This is a genomic window from Dyadobacter beijingensis DSM 21582, assembly GCF_000382205.1.
Taxonomy (GTDB): Bacteria; Bacteroidota; Bacteroidia; order Cytophagales; family Spirosomataceae; genus Dyadobacter; species Dyadobacter beijingensis.
The window spans coordinates 391737-407918 of the sequence record NZ_KB907789.1; the positions used below are offsets into that span (position 1 = coordinate 391737).

At 52.8% G+C, this 16182-nt stretch carries 11 protein-coding genes; 6 read left to right on the plus strand and 5 right to left on the minus strand.

Features of this window, described 5'->3' with window-relative positions:
* Positions 1 to 34 precede the first annotated feature (34 nt).
* A complete protein-coding gene (locus tag H144_RS0120190; protein WP_019943919.1) occupies positions 35 to 421 on the minus strand; it encodes a DUF2958 domain-containing protein in 387 nt (128 codons plus the stop codon).
* Positions 422 to 646: 225 nt separating this feature from the next.
* On the opposite strand from H144_RS0120190, the gene H144_RS0120195 reads away from it, so the two are divergent.
* Together H144_RS0120195 and H144_RS0120200 are read left to right on the plus strand one after the other, a co-directional pair.
* A complete protein-coding gene (locus H144_RS0120195) occupies positions 647 to 2641 on the plus strand; it encodes a T9SS type A sorting domain-containing protein (protein ID WP_019943920.1) in 1995 nt (664 codons plus the stop codon).
* 120 nt (positions 2642 to 2761) lie between these two features.
* On the plus strand, positions 2762 to 3685 hold the full coding sequence (locus H144_RS0120200) for a S1C family serine protease (RefSeq protein WP_157505071.1): 924 nt from the start codon (positions 2762 to 2764) through the stop codon (positions 3683 to 3685).
* Positions 3686 to 4005: 320 nt separating this feature from the next.
* On the opposite strand, the gene H144_RS0120205 is transcribed toward H144_RS0120200, so the two are convergent.
* Entirely contained in the window at positions 4006 to 5196 is a 1191-nt protein-coding gene (locus H144_RS0120205; RefSeq protein ID WP_019943922.1) for a pyridoxal phosphate-dependent aminotransferase, read from the minus strand.
* 349 nt (positions 5197 to 5545) lie between these two features.
* Here H144_RS0120205 and ytxJ point away from each other — a divergent pair, with 349 nt between their 5' ends.
* A complete protein-coding gene (gene ytxJ, locus H144_RS0120210) occupies positions 5546 to 5878 on the plus strand; it encodes a bacillithiol system redox-active protein YtxJ (protein ID WP_026350861.1) in 333 nt (110 codons plus the stop codon).
* A 119-nt stretch (positions 5879 to 5997) separates the two neighbouring features.
* Complete coding sequence (locus tag H144_RS0120215; protein WP_019943924.1) at positions 5998 to 6195, plus strand: hypothetical protein; 198 nt, start codon at positions 5998 to 6000, stop codon at positions 6193 to 6195.
* A gap of 82 nt (positions 6196 to 6277) precedes the next feature.
* Here H144_RS0120215 and H144_RS0120220 read toward each other — a convergent pair whose 3' ends face one another.
* A complete protein-coding gene (locus H144_RS0120220) occupies positions 6278 to 7885 on the minus strand; it encodes an aminotransferase class V-fold PLP-dependent enzyme (RefSeq protein ID WP_019943925.1) in 1608 nt (535 codons plus the stop codon).
* 153 nt (positions 7886 to 8038) lie between these two features.
* The gene (locus H144_RS33410) at positions 8039 to 11803 is read right to left on the minus strand and encodes a hybrid sensor histidine kinase/response regulator (protein ID WP_019943926.1); all 3765 of its coding nucleotides are present in this window, start codon (positions 11801 to 11803) and stop codon (positions 8039 to 8041) included.
* A gap of 102 nt (positions 11804 to 11905) precedes the next feature.
* Here H144_RS33410 and H144_RS0120230 point away from each other — a divergent pair, with 102 nt between their 5' ends.
* Both H144_RS0120230 and H144_RS0120235 read left to right on the plus strand, forming a co-directional pair.
* Positions 11906 to 14323: a TonB-dependent receptor domain-containing protein gene (locus H144_RS0120230; protein WP_026350862.1), complete on the plus strand. Its 2418-nt coding sequence runs from the start codon at positions 11906 to 11908 to the stop codon at positions 14321 to 14323.
* A gap of 255 nt (positions 14324 to 14578) precedes the next feature.
* Entirely contained in the window at positions 14579 to 15778 is a 1200-nt protein-coding gene (locus tag H144_RS0120235; protein ID WP_229207952.1) for a sensor histidine kinase, read from the plus strand.
* On the opposite strand, the gene H144_RS0120240 is transcribed toward H144_RS0120235, so the two are convergent.
* Positions 15779 to 16144: an NUDIX hydrolase gene (locus H144_RS0120240; protein ID WP_033403000.1), complete on the minus strand. Its 366-nt coding sequence runs from the start codon at positions 16142 to 16144 to the stop codon at positions 15779 to 15781.
* Between the last annotated feature and the right edge of the window lie 38 nt (positions 16145 to 16182).

Here is a 16182-nt window from a genome sequence, read left to right on the forward strand (position 1 = left end):
TTGAACTAGGACAAGAAAAACAGAATGTGGAAAATTATTCGAGCGGGCTGATCAGGCTCAGCACGGCATCTTCCTCCACCACCCTTCCGGCGGCTTTCGCGGCTTTAAGGTATACGCTCATCGGATATTTCCCGTCAAATGCGGGGTCTGTTTCCACCATCGGCACTTTCAGGCGGGCATGTTTGAGGCTCGCAAGGTCGCTCAGCGACACGTAGCTCAATTCCGGTGCACCCTGGCCCAGATCGCACAGGCCGAAGGCAATGTTGTTGACCGGATCGAGCTCGGAGAGCAGCCAAATGGCCTTGCCGTACCTGGAATGCAGTTTCACCACAGGCGCATGGTCTTTGGCAAGCTGGCTCTGCACCTCCTGCGCATTATGGACCATGATTTCAATGAGATTTTGGGGGATCATTTTTGACATAATGGCAAAGTTAGAATTTTTACAACCGGCACCACAAAATAAAATACGCCTTCCGCGTCGGGTTTTACAGCACACATTATCTAACTTTCGGCCCTAAAACTTCCTTCCACTACTTAACGAAAAACAGCGTATGCACGCTCTCAGGGCTGTATCTCAGGCCCTTTTGTCCTTTTTGAAACCCATTAAAGCGAATTAACTCTATCCATTCTACATATCACATACTCTATGAGTCTAAATTTATCACTCCTTACTTCCCTGTTTGTTCTATTTACCGCGCTTAAAACATTCTCACAAGTTGTAGTAACATTCCCGACAGAGCGTGCCGTATTCCAGCGAAACCAATCCAATGAGGCCGACGTATACATAGGCGGGTATGTTACCCAACCTTTTCAAAAGATAGAAGTCCGCTTCACGCCCCGCGTAGCAGGTGAAGGCCAGGCAGTTCCGTCCGGCGGGGGCTGGGTTACCATCGACGATCAGCTTTCGGTGGGCCAATTTTTGGGTTCGGTCAAACTCACGGGCGGCTGGTACCAGCTGGAAATACGCGGCGTGAATGGCGGTAACACTTCGGCCATCTCGACCGTCGCTCGCGTAGGTGTGGGTGAAGTATTCGTAGTAGCCGGCCAGTCCAATGCCACCGGCGGCGATTCGAACCCGAATGGTCCCGGAGCGGCGCACGACCAGGTGAATAGCGTCAATTTTCAGAATTTCGATGCGTCTACGCTGACTGTCTCACCCTATTCCAGCGTCCAGCTCCCCTGCCCCGAGTTCGTCCACCTCGATGCCAATGTCAAAACAGCCCCATTTGGCAACTATGCCTGGTGCTGGGGTTCTTTCGGGGATAAAATTTATGAAAAACTGCATGTGCCGGTGATGATCTTCAACGGCGGCTGGTCAAGCACCGGTGTCGACAACTGGAAGCAAACCACCGACCCAAATGCCGTTACCACAAGCGCATTCGGCTACACATTCCCGGCCGGTCTGCCATTCGGGCATTTGCGTCTCGCATTGAACAATTATATCGCTCAGCTGGGCGTAAGGGCGGTCTTATGGCACCAGGGCGAAACCGACAACTTCCTCGAACAGCCGGGCGACAATACCTATAACCGCTATTTGTCGGCTTTGTGGGACGTCGTGAATGCAACGCGGAATTATTCGGGCAAACCCAATCTCGCGTGGTTGGTGGCGCGCGCTTCGCGGTTTACCGTCAATGGGGCTACCAGGGTTTCGGCCAACGTGGTAAATGCCCAAAACGAGCTGATCAACAACGACGGCGCCTATCCGCACATTTATCCGGGTCCCGAAACCGACCCCTATTACACCATCGAATACCGCCACGACGAAATCCACTTCCGCGGCGACGGCGTGACGCCCGCACCGGACGGCAACGTCTATTCCGGCCTGATCCACCTCGCCACATTCTGGGCCGACAAGATCACGCCGGATTTCATCAGCCAATCGAACCCATACGCCGCCACACCGCCCCCAGCCGTCACCGGCGCCTACGCGACGGGCTCACAGGTCACATTTACCGGCCCGTCCATTCCCGGCAGCTCTCAGTACAATTGGCTCGCGGGCGGCAACTGCAACGAGGTGCAAAGCACCGCACAGCAATGGACCGTCGGACCGGGATTGTATAAGTTAAAAATCGTCGATTCGAACAGTAACACCGTATTTTCTCCGGCGCTCAATGTGCTTTCCTCGCCGCTGCCCGTCACGTGGCAGTCGTTCAGCGCGCGCATGGGCGGTAACGGCCGCGTGATGCTCAACTGGGCCACTGCATCAGAGACTAACGCCTCGCATTTCGAGGTCCAGCGCAGCACAGACTCCCGCGACTTCGTCACCGTTAAATCCGTAACTGCCACCGGAAATTCACGCACAAGCTCCTTTTACAGCTACGAGGACGAATTTCTACCTAAGGGCATTTACTATTACCGCATCAAAGAAGTGGACGAAGACGGTCAATCGGACCTGACGCGCATTGTGAATGTGCGGGTGGAAGGCACGGAAACCGTCCGCATTTTCCCGAACCCTGCAGCAGACGTAATCCAAATCGAATCCGCGCAGCCACTGAACCGCATTGCGATTTTCAACAGCGCCGGCAAGCTGGTGCAAAGTGCCGCAACCGAAGGGAAAAAGCTGGAATTGAATGTCGCCGCTCTGCCGAAGGGATTATACATTATTTCGGTTGACGGACGGGAGTTGAAGATTGTGAAGTGATTGACTTGAAATCATCATGTCCTTTTGGCGTACCGCAGAGATGCGGTGCGCCACTTTGGCATTTATAGCGAACTGGTTAGCTTTTTGAATGTGCATTCCAAAAATAACAGCCAGCAAGCTATGGATACCTTTTCAAGCATGATCATCGGCGCGGTTGATCGGATCAAAAACGCCGTTGTAAAGATCGATATATTCAAAACAGTGAATGGAAAAATGCGGCCGGCAGGGTCCGGTTCGGGTTTTATCTTTTCATCCGACGGTCTCGTTTTCACCAACAGCCATGTGGTGGACGGCGCGGAAAAAATCATGGTGAGCCTGCTGAACGAGAACGAAATCGAGGCGACGCTAATCGGCAAAGACCCGGATACAGATCTGGCGATCCTTAAAATATATGCCCAGGGCTATTCTGTGGCCAGATTGGGCGACTCCAATGCGTTGCAAATCGGCCAGTTTGTAATCGCGATCGGTAACCCCTACGGCTACCAGCATACGGTTACGACCGGTGTAGTCAGCGCACTTGGCCGGACATTACAGACGCAGTCGGGGCATTTCGTGGATAATGTAATTCAGTCGGATGCGGCGCTGAACCCGGGTAACTCCGGCGGGCCGATGATCAACACGGACGGGGAGGTGATCGGCGTGAACACGGCGGTGATCCAGGGCGCACAGGGCCTGAGCTTCTCGGTGGATATCAACACTGCCAAGGAGATCGCGAAGCAGCTCATCCGCGACGGAAGGGTTTTCAAAGCATATTTGGGATTGCAGTTACAGGATGTGCCGCTCAACGAACGCGTCCGGCAGCATCACAAGCTCCCGAACCATCACGGCATCTTCATCACGCGCATTGAACAAGACACGCCCGCGTCGCGCTCGCAGCTCATGGAAGGCGACATTATCGTCTCATTCAACGGCAAGCCGGTCCGCAATTCGAACGAACTTTTCAAAGCGCTCACCACCCGCGATATTCTCACCATTACCGACATTTCCGTGATCCGGCACACCGAGCTGCTCAATTTCATCATTGTACCGGTTGAGAAGCGGTAGCCTCCCGAATGTCGCGCGCGCACGGCTGTAAGGTGTTTCATGCTCCTTAAAAATTGCCTGAGATACGTCGCATTCCCCCAAAGCCGGAATATCCGCAGGAACTCGTGCTCCTGCTCGCCATCAAACTTTACCGAATACAGGCTATCCGGTACCACTTCGAATGTAGCGCATATTTTCATGTAAATAAACTTATAGGTTTACTATCTCACCCTACATCTATTTACGTTTACGGTATTAAGCGCATTTGGTAACGAATTTCAATCAACAAAAAAGCGAGCGCCCCGGGCCGCTCGCTTTTTTAGTGATATGTGGATTTTGCGCTAACTAATCTCCTGCAAAGCGCTCACAAACAGCCTCATTTCCTCCTTTGTACCAATGCTGACGCGGCACCAGGGCTTGTCTTGAATGTCCATCGCTTTCACGATGATGCCCTTATCGACCATCTTTTTCAGAAATTCCTTACCAGGCATGTTGATCGGAAAGATCACGAAGTTGGTGTACGACGGTACGTATTTATAGCCCATCGTTTTCAGGTTTTCATACAAATACGTCTTTGCTTCGGTGTTAAGCTTGCGCGTATTGTTTTGAAATTCAATGTCTTCCATAGCGCCGATCGCCGCGGTGACCGAGGTGACCGCAATGCCGCCGCCCCCGCCTTTCGCTGTTTTGCGGATCGTGTTGAGGGTGGCAGGCTGCGCGGCAATATATCCTACGCGCAAACCGGCCATACCCATAATTTTGGAGAATGTGCGGGCGATGATCACGTTTTTGTTTTGCTTCAACAAACCCACCATACTCGTATTGTCTGCGCCTTCTACAAGCTCGATATAGGCCTCGTCGATAAAAATGGGCACTCTTTCCGACACGCGGCTGCAAAAATCGGTGAGCGCTTTCGTGGACGTAACGGCACCGATGGGGTTGTTGGGATTACAGATATACACCAGCTTCGTGTCCTTATCGATCGCCTTTTCCATCGCGTCGAGGTCGTGCGACCAGTCCGATTTGCAGGGAACGGCCTTCCACGTCGCGCCGATGGACTCTGCCACGCGGATGAGCGACATATACGTAGGATCGGCCGAAACGATATTGCCGCCGTCTTTGAACAATGCGAGCGCCGTTTTTTCCAGCAAATCACCCGAGCCGTTGCCCATCATGATGTAATCCGGCGAAACGCCTTCCTTCAAGGCAATCTTGTCCGTCAGCGTTTTGAGCTCCTGCCGGCCATAGCGGTTACCTTTTTCAATCGCTTCCGAAATGGCCTTTCGCGCCATCGGCGGCGGTCCGTACGGATTTTCGTTCGAGCCGATCCGTGCCACCATTTTGTTCATATCCGGCTGAACGTCAAGATAATGCCCCCGCACCATGGGGCTGTAAAAAATCCGGCTGGAATTGTCGAGGCGGAGCGGTGTACCGGCAAATGCGCCTTCCGCGACAAACGGGGCCGCGGCCAATGCACCAATGGATGCGAAACCGGATTTCAGCAAGCTGCGACGGTTGATTTTCTGTACCATAGAAAAACGAGTTTAGTAATGGAGTGATTGGACACAGGATTGACTCCCGGCCGGGAAAGTCCGGACAGGTGTGTCGGTAGTGCGGCTACCGGAAAAAATGTGCGGCGGGAATCGCGATCAATCGGTTGACGGACAGCGATTACTAAATATAGTTATTCTAGAAAATTATCCAAAAATCGTCTGTACAGTAAATGCCCGGCTTGGGCCACTATATTTAAAAATTGATATTATTAATTCAAATAACACCTGTTTCAAAATTTAAAGGCGGTTTTTCAAGGACGATGGAATGAAAAAAGCCTATTTAGGTGTTATGCTAACTGTTGCGAATAATTTGACAAAATACTGGCATATGAACTGGCTCACCATTAATAGTGAAGAAGAAGTCGATCAAATCTATCAATCCGCTGACTACGCTATAATTTATAAGCATAGCCCGCGCTGCATGACGAGCCTGATGGCTTACCGGCAACTCAAATCGGACGTGAATGCCGCCAGCGATGTGCAAATTCCCATTTATTATGTAGATGTGATCCAGAACCGGAAAGAATCGATGGCGATCGCGAACAATTTCGGTATTGTGCATCAATCTCCTCAGATCCTGGTTGTGAAAAACGGCGAGTGCCTTTACGACGCGTCACACGAAGACGTTTCCCTGCGCGATTCCCTCGCTTCCCTGAACTAAGATTCGTATCCGATAAGACAACCAGAGCCTGGTTTGGCGCTGTCAAAAATATTTTTCTGGAATATTTCCATTTGTATGGATTTATTCCATTATATTTGTCTCATCAACAAACGGAAACTATGACAGGCCTGCATTATTCGATCGTCTCCGAGAAAATGGTATGGATTTGGTACTATGATGAGTTCGGAGGTAAGCACCTCAAAGAGTTGCTGGCGGATGATGCAGCTGCCTTTGTCAAACGGGCCAATGCGCCGGAAGATCCGGGAGCCGTTACTCTTGGAACGGATTTTTTAAGTCAATACAAAACATCGAACTGAAACCAAGGCTTTATTAACACTTCATCATATAACAGACGCAAAGAGCAGCCCGAAAAGCTGCTCTTTTGCATTGTAAGATTTCCTAGGTAGCCAATGGCGGCCCCGAAGGAATGAATACCTTCTCGCGCTTGTATTTGAACTGGTAGCGTTTCGCGGTGAACTTGGCCGTCATGTATTCGCCCATATAGATCGAGCCCGTCATGACGTCATCTTTGACCGTGCCTGAAAACAGGAACGTGATCGCGTCGGCGATCTGGCGGTCGGTGCTGCGCATTTTGAATTCGTTCCCTTCAACCGTTCCCTGCATTTCACGCACGCTGAATTCGCCCTTGTGGGAGCCGTTAAGCCAGTTACCATCCTGCTCGATGATGAGCGTATGCTTGCTTTTGCCTGAAAAGAATTCGATTTCAGCCTCCCAATGCCCTTTCAGCGATACCGTCGCCGCGGCCATATCCGTTTTAGGCGCCGCCCGTTTCTGCGACAATGTCTCCACCAGCCTGTCGGCTACTACCTTCTCATCACCCGGCTGCATTTGCCCCGTCGTGATCGAAACGAAGGTTTGCCCGTCGCGGCTGCCTCCGCCGAGGGCGATGCGCGGCTTGGTACGGCCGAAAAGTTCAGCTACTTCCTCGCCGGTCATGTTCAGTTTGGCAGGGTCCCATGATATTTGCAATTGCGGTGTGCGGTTCGATAGCTCTTTGGGCTCGATTACCGTCGTTTTTACCGTTTCAATGCCCGATACCCTCTTTGAAATACTATCCAGCCAGGTGAGCCAGCGTTTCCATTCGCCGGGATGGTCGCGTTTTGTCCAGGCTTCCACGGCCGCTACCATACCCATCGTTTCCTCGCGGCCTACCTTATTGTCGCGGCCGGGGCCGTGGTGTGGCGCACTCGCCTGCCAGGCCGACATCAGAATATCCTTTCTACCCAGCACCAGGCCGGCACATTGCGGCCCGCAAAGCGCTTTCCCGCCGCTGTAAACCACCACATCCGCACCCATTTTTAAATGCACATTCGGGATGGTCAGGTCTTCCGCAGCCGCGTCGACCATCACGGGCACATTATTCTTTTTCGCAATTTTCGCGATCACTTCCAGCGACATCGGCCCGCTCATCGACTGCCGGCCTGCCATGAGATAGATCATCGCCGTGCGCGAACTGATCGCATTCGTCAGCTCCTCGATCGAATCGACGGTGATGAGCGTCACGCCGATGTTCCGCAGGGCATGGTCGTACACGTTGCGCGAGTACGCGGGCACGATGACCTCCGTTTTTTCAAAACCCGACAAGTCGGGGATGCGGATCAGCTTCTCGGGATTGCCCCCGGTCACGCAGGCCGCGGTAACGTGTTTCATTCCCGCCGCACAACCTGCCGACACCATTCCCCATTCCGCGCCCGTTAGTTCGGCGAGGCGTTTGCCCGCCGCCAGGGCCAGCTCGTCGTATTGCACAAAAACCTGCGCCGCCGCATCCATCGCCGCACGCACTTCCGGCCGCTCGATTGATCCTCCGATAATCGTGAAAGTCCCCCGGCAGTTGATGATCGGCTCCACACCCATCGCCTGGTAAATCGCCTTTCCGGCTGCCGCGTCGGGTTGCGACGTGGGCAGCGCATTTTTCCTTGCAGGGATCACCGCGCTTCCTGCCAAAGGAAGCAGCGACAAATCCTTGATCGCATCTCTACGTTTCATTACTTGTTGGATAAGAGTTCGAGGAATATTTGGTAATTAAAAGTATAATATTTTGCACAAACCGAACAACCCGGATTATTATTCCGGGTTTCACAGAATCAGCGAAGCGAGTTTAATACAAAATGCAGTCCGAACCAAATACTGGAAAGGGATTCAGGAGAGATCCGAGGCCCGTGTTTCCAGTCGGGAAGCCCATTTTTCAAGCAAGGCCACGAGTTCTTCGAGGATCACCGGTTTGCTGAGGTAATCGTCCATTCCGGCTTCAAAACACTTGTCCTTGTCCTGCTGCAAAGCATTGGCCGTCATGGCGATGATGAAAGGATTGGCCATATTCCGGGCCTTGATACGGCGGGTAGCTTCCAGGCCGTCCATCTGTGGCATTTGCATGTCCATCAGGATCACATCATAGCTCGTCTGTTCGACCTTATCCAGTACTTCCAGGCCATTTTGGGCCAAATCGGCCTGGTAACCCAGCTTGCGGAGGGTATTCATGATCACGATCTGGTTTACTTTGTTGTCCTCGGCCACGAGGATTGTCATCGGGTAGCGCCCTGCGAAGTCGGCATGCAGTTTCTTTTGGGTGTCGTCAATGACTCGCGCCGGCCCGATGGCTTCGGGCATGTCCGGCGCAGCTTGCGCCTGAATGGAAAAACGGAAGGTACTCCCCTCTCCCGGCCGGCTGGTTACAACAATAGTGCCGCCCATCAGCGTCGTCAGTTTCTCGCAAATCACCAGCCCCAGGCCGGTACCGCCATATTTGCGTGTCGTAGAAGAATCGACCTGCGAGAATGGCTTGAACAGCTTGTCGAGCTTATCTTCCGCGATACCGATCCCCGTATCCGTCACCTCAAAACCCAGTTTCACGGCCGCCCCCTCCTGCGCGATGACGTACGCATGCACGCGTACCTCTCCCCCGGGCGTGAATTTCACGGCATTACCGACCAGGTTCGTCACTACCTGCCCGAGCCGCAGCCTGTCGCCGATGATGCGGGATGGCACATTGTCGTCGATATTCAAGGTGAGCGTCAGATGCTGCGAAGCAGTTTTAGCCCTGAAAAGGTCCATTACCTCCGCGATGCAGGTTTTCAGGGCAAACTCCTTCTCTTCCAGCTCCATATTGCCCGACTCTATTTTGGAAATATCCAGAATGTCGTTGATCACATTCAGCAAATCTTCGCCGGATGTTTGGATAGATTTGGTAAAATTGCGCTGCTCTTCTGTCAGCTCGGTTTCCGCCAGCAGCGACGCCAGGCCTATCACTCCGTTCATCGGTGTGCGGATTTCGTGGCTCATCGTGGCCAGAAATGCACTTTTAGCACGGTTAGCGAGCTCTGCTTTCTCTACCAGCCCCTGCTGCTCACCGATCGCCCGCTCCAACTGGACGGTCCGCTCCTGTATCTGCCGCTCCAAAACCCGCTTCTGCTTGCGGATCGTATAAGTCCTGATCTGGTAAATGGCGATGATGAGCCCTGCCAGCAGCACCACGCAAATCATCCTGAACCACCAGGTAAGCCAGAACGGCGGCGTGATGATCAGCTTCACCGCTACACCCTTTTCATTCCACAAACCGTCGTTGTTGGACGCCTTCACCCTAAAAGTATAAGTTCCGGGATCGAGGTTGGTGTAGGTGGCGGAACGCTTGTTGCCGATATAATTCCAATGCGCGTCGAACCCTTCCAGCATGTAGGCATACTGGTTCTTTTCGGGGACGGTGTAGCTCAATGCGGCAAATTCGAAGGTGATCACCGACTGATCGTACCGTAAGGTGATCGATTTTACCTCGCTCACCTGCTGTTCAAAAATCCGCTCCGTTCCGCTGGCCGCTACGTCGCGATTGAATACCTGAAAGCCGGTGATGTACACGGGTGGAATGAAATCGTTGTACCGCAGGCTGTCGGGGTAAAAGCTTATGAAACCGTTGATACCGCCGAAATACAGCTGCCCGTCGGCGGTTTCGAAGCGCGAGTTATCTCGGAATTCGTTGCCCGGCAGTCCGTCGGAGATCCCGAAATTCCGGAAGGTTTTGGTTTTAGGATCAAATTTGGAAATGCCCTTGTTAGTACTGATCCAAAGCAAGCCGCTCCGGTCGCGCTGGATCGCGAAGACGACATTGCTGGCGAGGCCGTCCTTTTCGCTGTAAGAATGGAAAACCTTCCGCTTCCGGTCGAAAAAGCAGAGCCCGCCACCGACCGTCCCGATCCAGAGATCGCCATTGTCCGCCTCCATGATCGACTGCACCTTGTTATGCGAAATGCTGTTACGGTTTTTCGGGTCATTCCTGAAATGTATGAAACCGCGCTTGTCGGGCATAAGCAAATCGAGGCCGTTGAAAGTCCCTACCCAGATATTGCCGCTTTTGTCCTGATAAATAGTCGTTACAATATCGTCGCTCAGGCTGGCGGGATTCTCGCTGTCGTGCCGGTAATGCGTGTATTTTTTTGTCTTAACATGATAGAAGTTAAGCCCTCCCTTCCAGGTGCCTAGCCAGAGGTTACCATCGCGGTCGCGGGTCATGTTGTTGATGTCGGAGATCGAAAGACTGTTCGGGTTGTTCTTTTCCGAAAGATGATGCTCTATTTCCCCTGTTTTCACATTGAGAAAATCGAACCCTCCATTGTGGAAGCCCAGGCCCAGCACGTCGCGCGCCATCCACACGACCGACATGACGTAATCGTTCGAAATCGACTTCGGATCGCCCGGCCGGTGCCGGTAAAATGTAAACCGCTTCGTCTTCCGGTCGAAGCGGTTTAATCCGCCGCCGTCCGTCCCGATCCAGATATCGTTGCCCGTGCTGTCACCGCAAATCGCCAGCACGGTATTGTTGCTCAAACTATTGGCTGAATTCGGCTTCTGCCGGTAAGCATCGAATTTGGGCCCGAACCGGGGCAAAAAGCAAACTCCGCCAGCGTAGGTTCCCAGCCAGACGTTCTCCGCATTATCCCGGTAAATGCAATACACGGAGTTGTTACTGAGCGAGTAACGGTCGTCCGGATCGTTACGCACCGTTGTGAAGCGCTGCATACCCGGGTCGTAAATGCTCACACCTCCATTTTCCGTCCCTATCCAGATTTTCCCTGCCTTGTCCTCCATGATAGACAGGATGTCATCGTGGGCAATGCTCCACGGATTAGCACGATCATGCACAAAATGCCGGATAATGTTCCCCGACGGGTCGAGCAGGGTAATACCGCCGCCATGCGTACCGACCCACAAATTGCCCTTCCGGTCGAAATGCAGGGCCTTGATCCAGGTGGATTTCAGGCCGACGGCCGTATGCGCGCCCTGCCAGTATGCCGTCAGGTTTCCCGATTTGACATCCAGTTTAAACAGGCCGCTTTCCGTGCCGACCCACAGCACGTAATCCTTTCCTTCGGCAATGCTCGTCACATATTCGCTTTCCGTGCGCACATCCCGGCCCGGGTAACGGTAGAGCTGGTACGTACCGCGCTCCCTGTCAAAAAGATAGAGACCGCGATTGGTGCCAAGCCACATCCGGTTGCGGGAATCGCGGAAGATCGTATGGATGGCCAGGTCGTACCGGGGGTGCGGAAAATGGTAAAATGCATCGGTGTCGCGGTCGTAGCGGTCGAGCCCGCTGGAGGTACCGACCCACATTTGGCCTTTTTCGTCATCCAGAAGCGATAATACAAAGCTGTCGTTGATGGAGCGCGGATCGGCAGGGTCATGCTTGTAATGCGTGTATTTGTACCCGTCGAAACGGTTGAGGCCGTCTTCGGTGGCAAACCACATAAATCCCCGCTGCCCTTTCAGGATCGCGCTCACGTGGCTTTGCGATAATCCCTGATCGGTAGTCAGCCGCCGGAACCGCGGCGTAAACTCCTGCGCGTAAACGGCGTGAAAGCATAATAGGAGCACCAACACCGCCCCATAGCACACCGCTTTCATGAAGCTCTTCATTCAGTCGTAGATAGAAACGTCAATTAAAAGTAGAAAAATTATGACCTAATGCAACATAAAATGTAATTCTTGCTCCTTGCCGTATACGAATATTAGCCATACATGAAAAAAACACTACTAAGCCTACTAATCTGTGGACTTTCCCTCACCGGTTTTGCCCAATCGTTTACTGTAAACGGCTTGATCAAAAATCAGCAAAATGAACCCGTCGGCTTCGCGGCGGTATCCGTGAACCGCTCCCAAGACTCCACCCTGGTGAAAGCCGACGTCGCCGACGAGCGGGGCGCGTTCAACATCGCCGGCATCCCCGACGGTCGCTATTTCCTCCGCGCTTCCGCTGTGGGGCAGCAAATGTACAACTCCGAAGCTTTTGACGTAGCCGGAAAAGACCTGACTTTGCCCTCTATTACCATGGCCGCCGAGGCCAGACAATTGAACGAAGTGAAGGTGTCAGGCACCAAGCCGCTGATCGAGGTTAAAAACGACCGGATGGTATTCAACGTCGAAGCGAGCATCAATGCAACCGGTTCCAATGCGCTCGATCTGCTCCAACGCTCACCCGGCGTGCAGGTGGACCGCGACGAAAACATCCTCGTGCGGGGCAAAACCGGCGTCCGCATTTACATCGACGGCCGCCCGTCGCCGCTGGCCGGGAAAGACCTCGCCTCGACGCTCAAAAGCATGAATTCGGCGGACATCGAAGCCATTGACATCATCACCAACCCCTCCGCCAAATTCGACGCCGCCGGCGATCTGGGCATTATCAATATCCGTCTGAAAAAAAATGCCAAACTGGGCACCAATGGCAACCTGAGCCTCGGAGGCATGTTTGGCATAACCCCTAAATACAATGCGTCGCTGAACCTGAACCACCGCGACAAGAAGCTGAATGTATTCGGCAATTACGGCTTCAACCAGGGCGCGTGGCACAATACGACCTACGACGACCAGATTCTGAACAATGTGGCCTACAACAAAGTATGGCACGGCATCTGGCGCGACACGACGCACAGCGCCAAAATTGGAGCGGACTATTTTATCGATTCCAGAAACACGATCGGTTTCAGTGCCAACGGGCGTATCAGCAACCACAATGGCGGCGGCGAAAGCGAAACTTTTATCAGCAAACGCAACAACCTTACGGCTGATTCGCTGATCCTGTCGTCGCGGACTTCCAACCCGGAAAAGAATAAAAACCTGAACCTGAACGTCAATTACCGCTATGTCGATACCACCGGCCACGAGCTGAACATCGATGCCGACTATGGCATTTTCGGCTCGCGGGGGATCAGTTACCAGCCCAACCAGTACCATTTCCAGACGACGAGCGACGCGCCGATCGAGCGTAACTATGTTAGCAAAACGCCGGTTGACATTACCATTAAGTCAATAAAGGTAGACTACGAGCAGCCGTTCAGGAAGGGGAAGCTGGGCTACGGGGCCAAAATGTCGGATGTAAACTCGGATAACACTTTCAATTTTTACAATGTCCTGCAAAATGTGGAGGTGATCGATACCAACCGCAGCAACCGCTTCAAATACCTCGAACGCGTGTATGCGGCTTACATCAATTACAATGTCACATGGGGCAAAAAATGGGACCTGCAAGCGGGCCTCCGTGCCGAGCGCACGAAATCCCTCGGCGACCTGACGAGCTACAAGCATAACGACCTCGACAAAGTCGACACGACCTACCTGAACTTCTTCCCAAGCGGCGCCATTTCCTTCCGCGCTTCGAAAAACCACACCTGGAACCTCAATTACAGCCGACGCATCAACCGCCCGAGCTACCAGAACCTGAACCCGTTCGAATACCGGGTCGACGAGCTGGTATATTCCAAAGGCAACCCTTTCCTGAAACCCGAATATGCCAACAGTTTCAAGCTGTCGCATGTGTACAAGGGCATGATCACGACCTCCCTCGGGTATCGCAGAACGAAGTTTCCCGTGGTCGGCCTGCGCATTCCGTACGACAGCAGCCGTACATATTTCATCACCCAAAACCTCGACTATTCGCAAGGTTACAGCCTGGATATCAGCATTACAAAGCCCATTACCAAATGGTGGGAGCTGAATTTCAACATCAGTGCCTATCATAACCTTTGGAAAGCTGCGCTCGACAACGGGATCATTGTCAATAACCGCACTACCGCATTCAATTTGAACGGACAGAACACCTTCAAGCTGAAAAACAGCTGGACGTTAGAACTATCGGGCTGGTACAACTCGCCCTACCGCCGCATTGACTACAACTGGCAAATGGGTATGGTGGACATTGGCGTCCAGAAGAAGTTCTGGAAAGAGAACGCAAGCCTGAAAATGACGTTCAGCGATGTTTTCCATACAGCACGCGGGGGTTATACGTCGGCTTACGCAGGCATCGAAACGCGGCTGCGGTTCCGGTTCGAGGGGCAAATGCTGCGGGTGAGTTTCAACTACCGCTTTGGCAGCAAGGAGATCAAGGCCGCGCGGAGCCGTAGAGCCGGGTCGGAAGATGAGCTGAACCGGATCAAAGGTTGAAGAAATCTCCACACTACAATTAATATTAATTCTACTTGTGTATAATGAAAATGTGTACATTATATTTGCAGCAACGAAACCCTGCACATCTTGCCACTCAACGATTCGATATACCGAACCTGGATTAAACTGTCCGGTGACGCATCAGTATTTCCACTGAATGCGCGGATATTCCACTCGGTCTGCCTGATTTCGATCTTCGCACTTTTATATAATGTACCATTTAACTATGCGATAGGACTGCCCAAAATTGCTTTGGCCAGTCTTATCGTACTGGTGATCACCGCGGCGCTATATTACGCGTCGAGGTTCAAAAACCAGGTGATGGCAAGCACCCTGATCACCAACATCGTCGGACTTTCGCTCTTTATCGTCAACTATTTCCTCAATTCGGGCCTGCACGGGCCTACCGACCTGTTCTTCCTGCTTTTCCTGCTGCTCAGCATCGCCATCAGCCCGACCGACCAGTACAAGGTCTGGATTCCGGTGAATGTTACGATCCTGGTCATTCTCAACCTCATCGAATTCTACTACCCGCATCTCGTACCCGACACCTATACTACGCGCTCGAACCGGTTTGTAGATCATATGTCGGCCTACGCGGTGGTGGCGGCTATCACCTATTTTTGCATCCACTATATCCGTGGCAGTTATGAGCGGGAGAAAGCATCGACACTCGAAAAGTCGAAGGCGATCGAGCTGCAAAACCAGCAGATTGTGAAGCAAAACGAAGAGCTGGAAAAGTTGAATGCGGAAAAGAACAAGCTGATGTCCATCGTTGCCCACGACCTGCGTTCGCCCCTGGGAAGCATTCAGAACTTCCTGGAACTGCTCACGCAGCACGACCTCAATGAAGAGCAGAAACTGGATATTGAAAACGACCTGCTCAATTCGACGAAGAACACGCTGGCAATGCTTTCGAAGCTGCTCGACTGGTCGAAATCGCAGCTGCATGGCGTGTCGGCCCATATGGAGCAACTGAATGTGCAGGCACTCTTTGAATCGACGATCAACCTGGAACGCAACATCGCGGCCCGTAAAAACATCAGCCTCGACTACTATTTCGACCCCTCCGCCAGCATTTACGCCGACAGCGACATGATGCAGCTTATCCTGCGTAACATCATCGGCAACGCGATCAAATTCACGCGCATGGACGGGCACATTATGGTCAAGGCGGAGGCGCAGGACAAAAACTGCCTCATTTCGGTGCAGGACGACGGCATCGGGATGTCCGTCGAAAAGCAGGAATCGATCTTCTCGCTCAATGTCGAATCCACATTCGGGACGAACAACGAAAAAGGGGTCGGGCTGGGCCTGATGCTTTGTATGGAGTTTATCAAAGCCCAGAACGGTAAAATCTGGCTCGAAAGCAATCCCGGCAAAGGCACCTGCTTTTATATTTCGGTGCCGATGTTCGACAAAACCAAGGTGCGCCAGCCCAACCTGCTCTGATTACGCGCAGCCCGGAACGTCTTTGAGGTTATAAAAAATCTGCAAGCCCCGCGCCTGCCCTATTCTCACATCCTCGTCTGCCCCTTTGGATTCTCCTTCCAACCGAAGGATCGCGTCGCATTTCTGCAACAGCCGACCGGCCACCGGGTACAGGATTTCGTCGTATGGGCCGTCGCCAGGCGCTTTCGACCCGGCCAGTTTCAGCAGCGGCAACGCCACCCATTCGCCGATCACCGGCAAATGCCCGGCACGGAAAAGCTGTAACGTCACCGATTCGAGCTTGTCGAGGTTTTGGCGCATCAACGCAGGGTCGTCGTTCGTACCCGACCGGTATGGGCCGGCCACGAGGATCATTAGTCCGCTCATTGTTTGAAATAATTTTATTAAAAATGATCAGATATGCT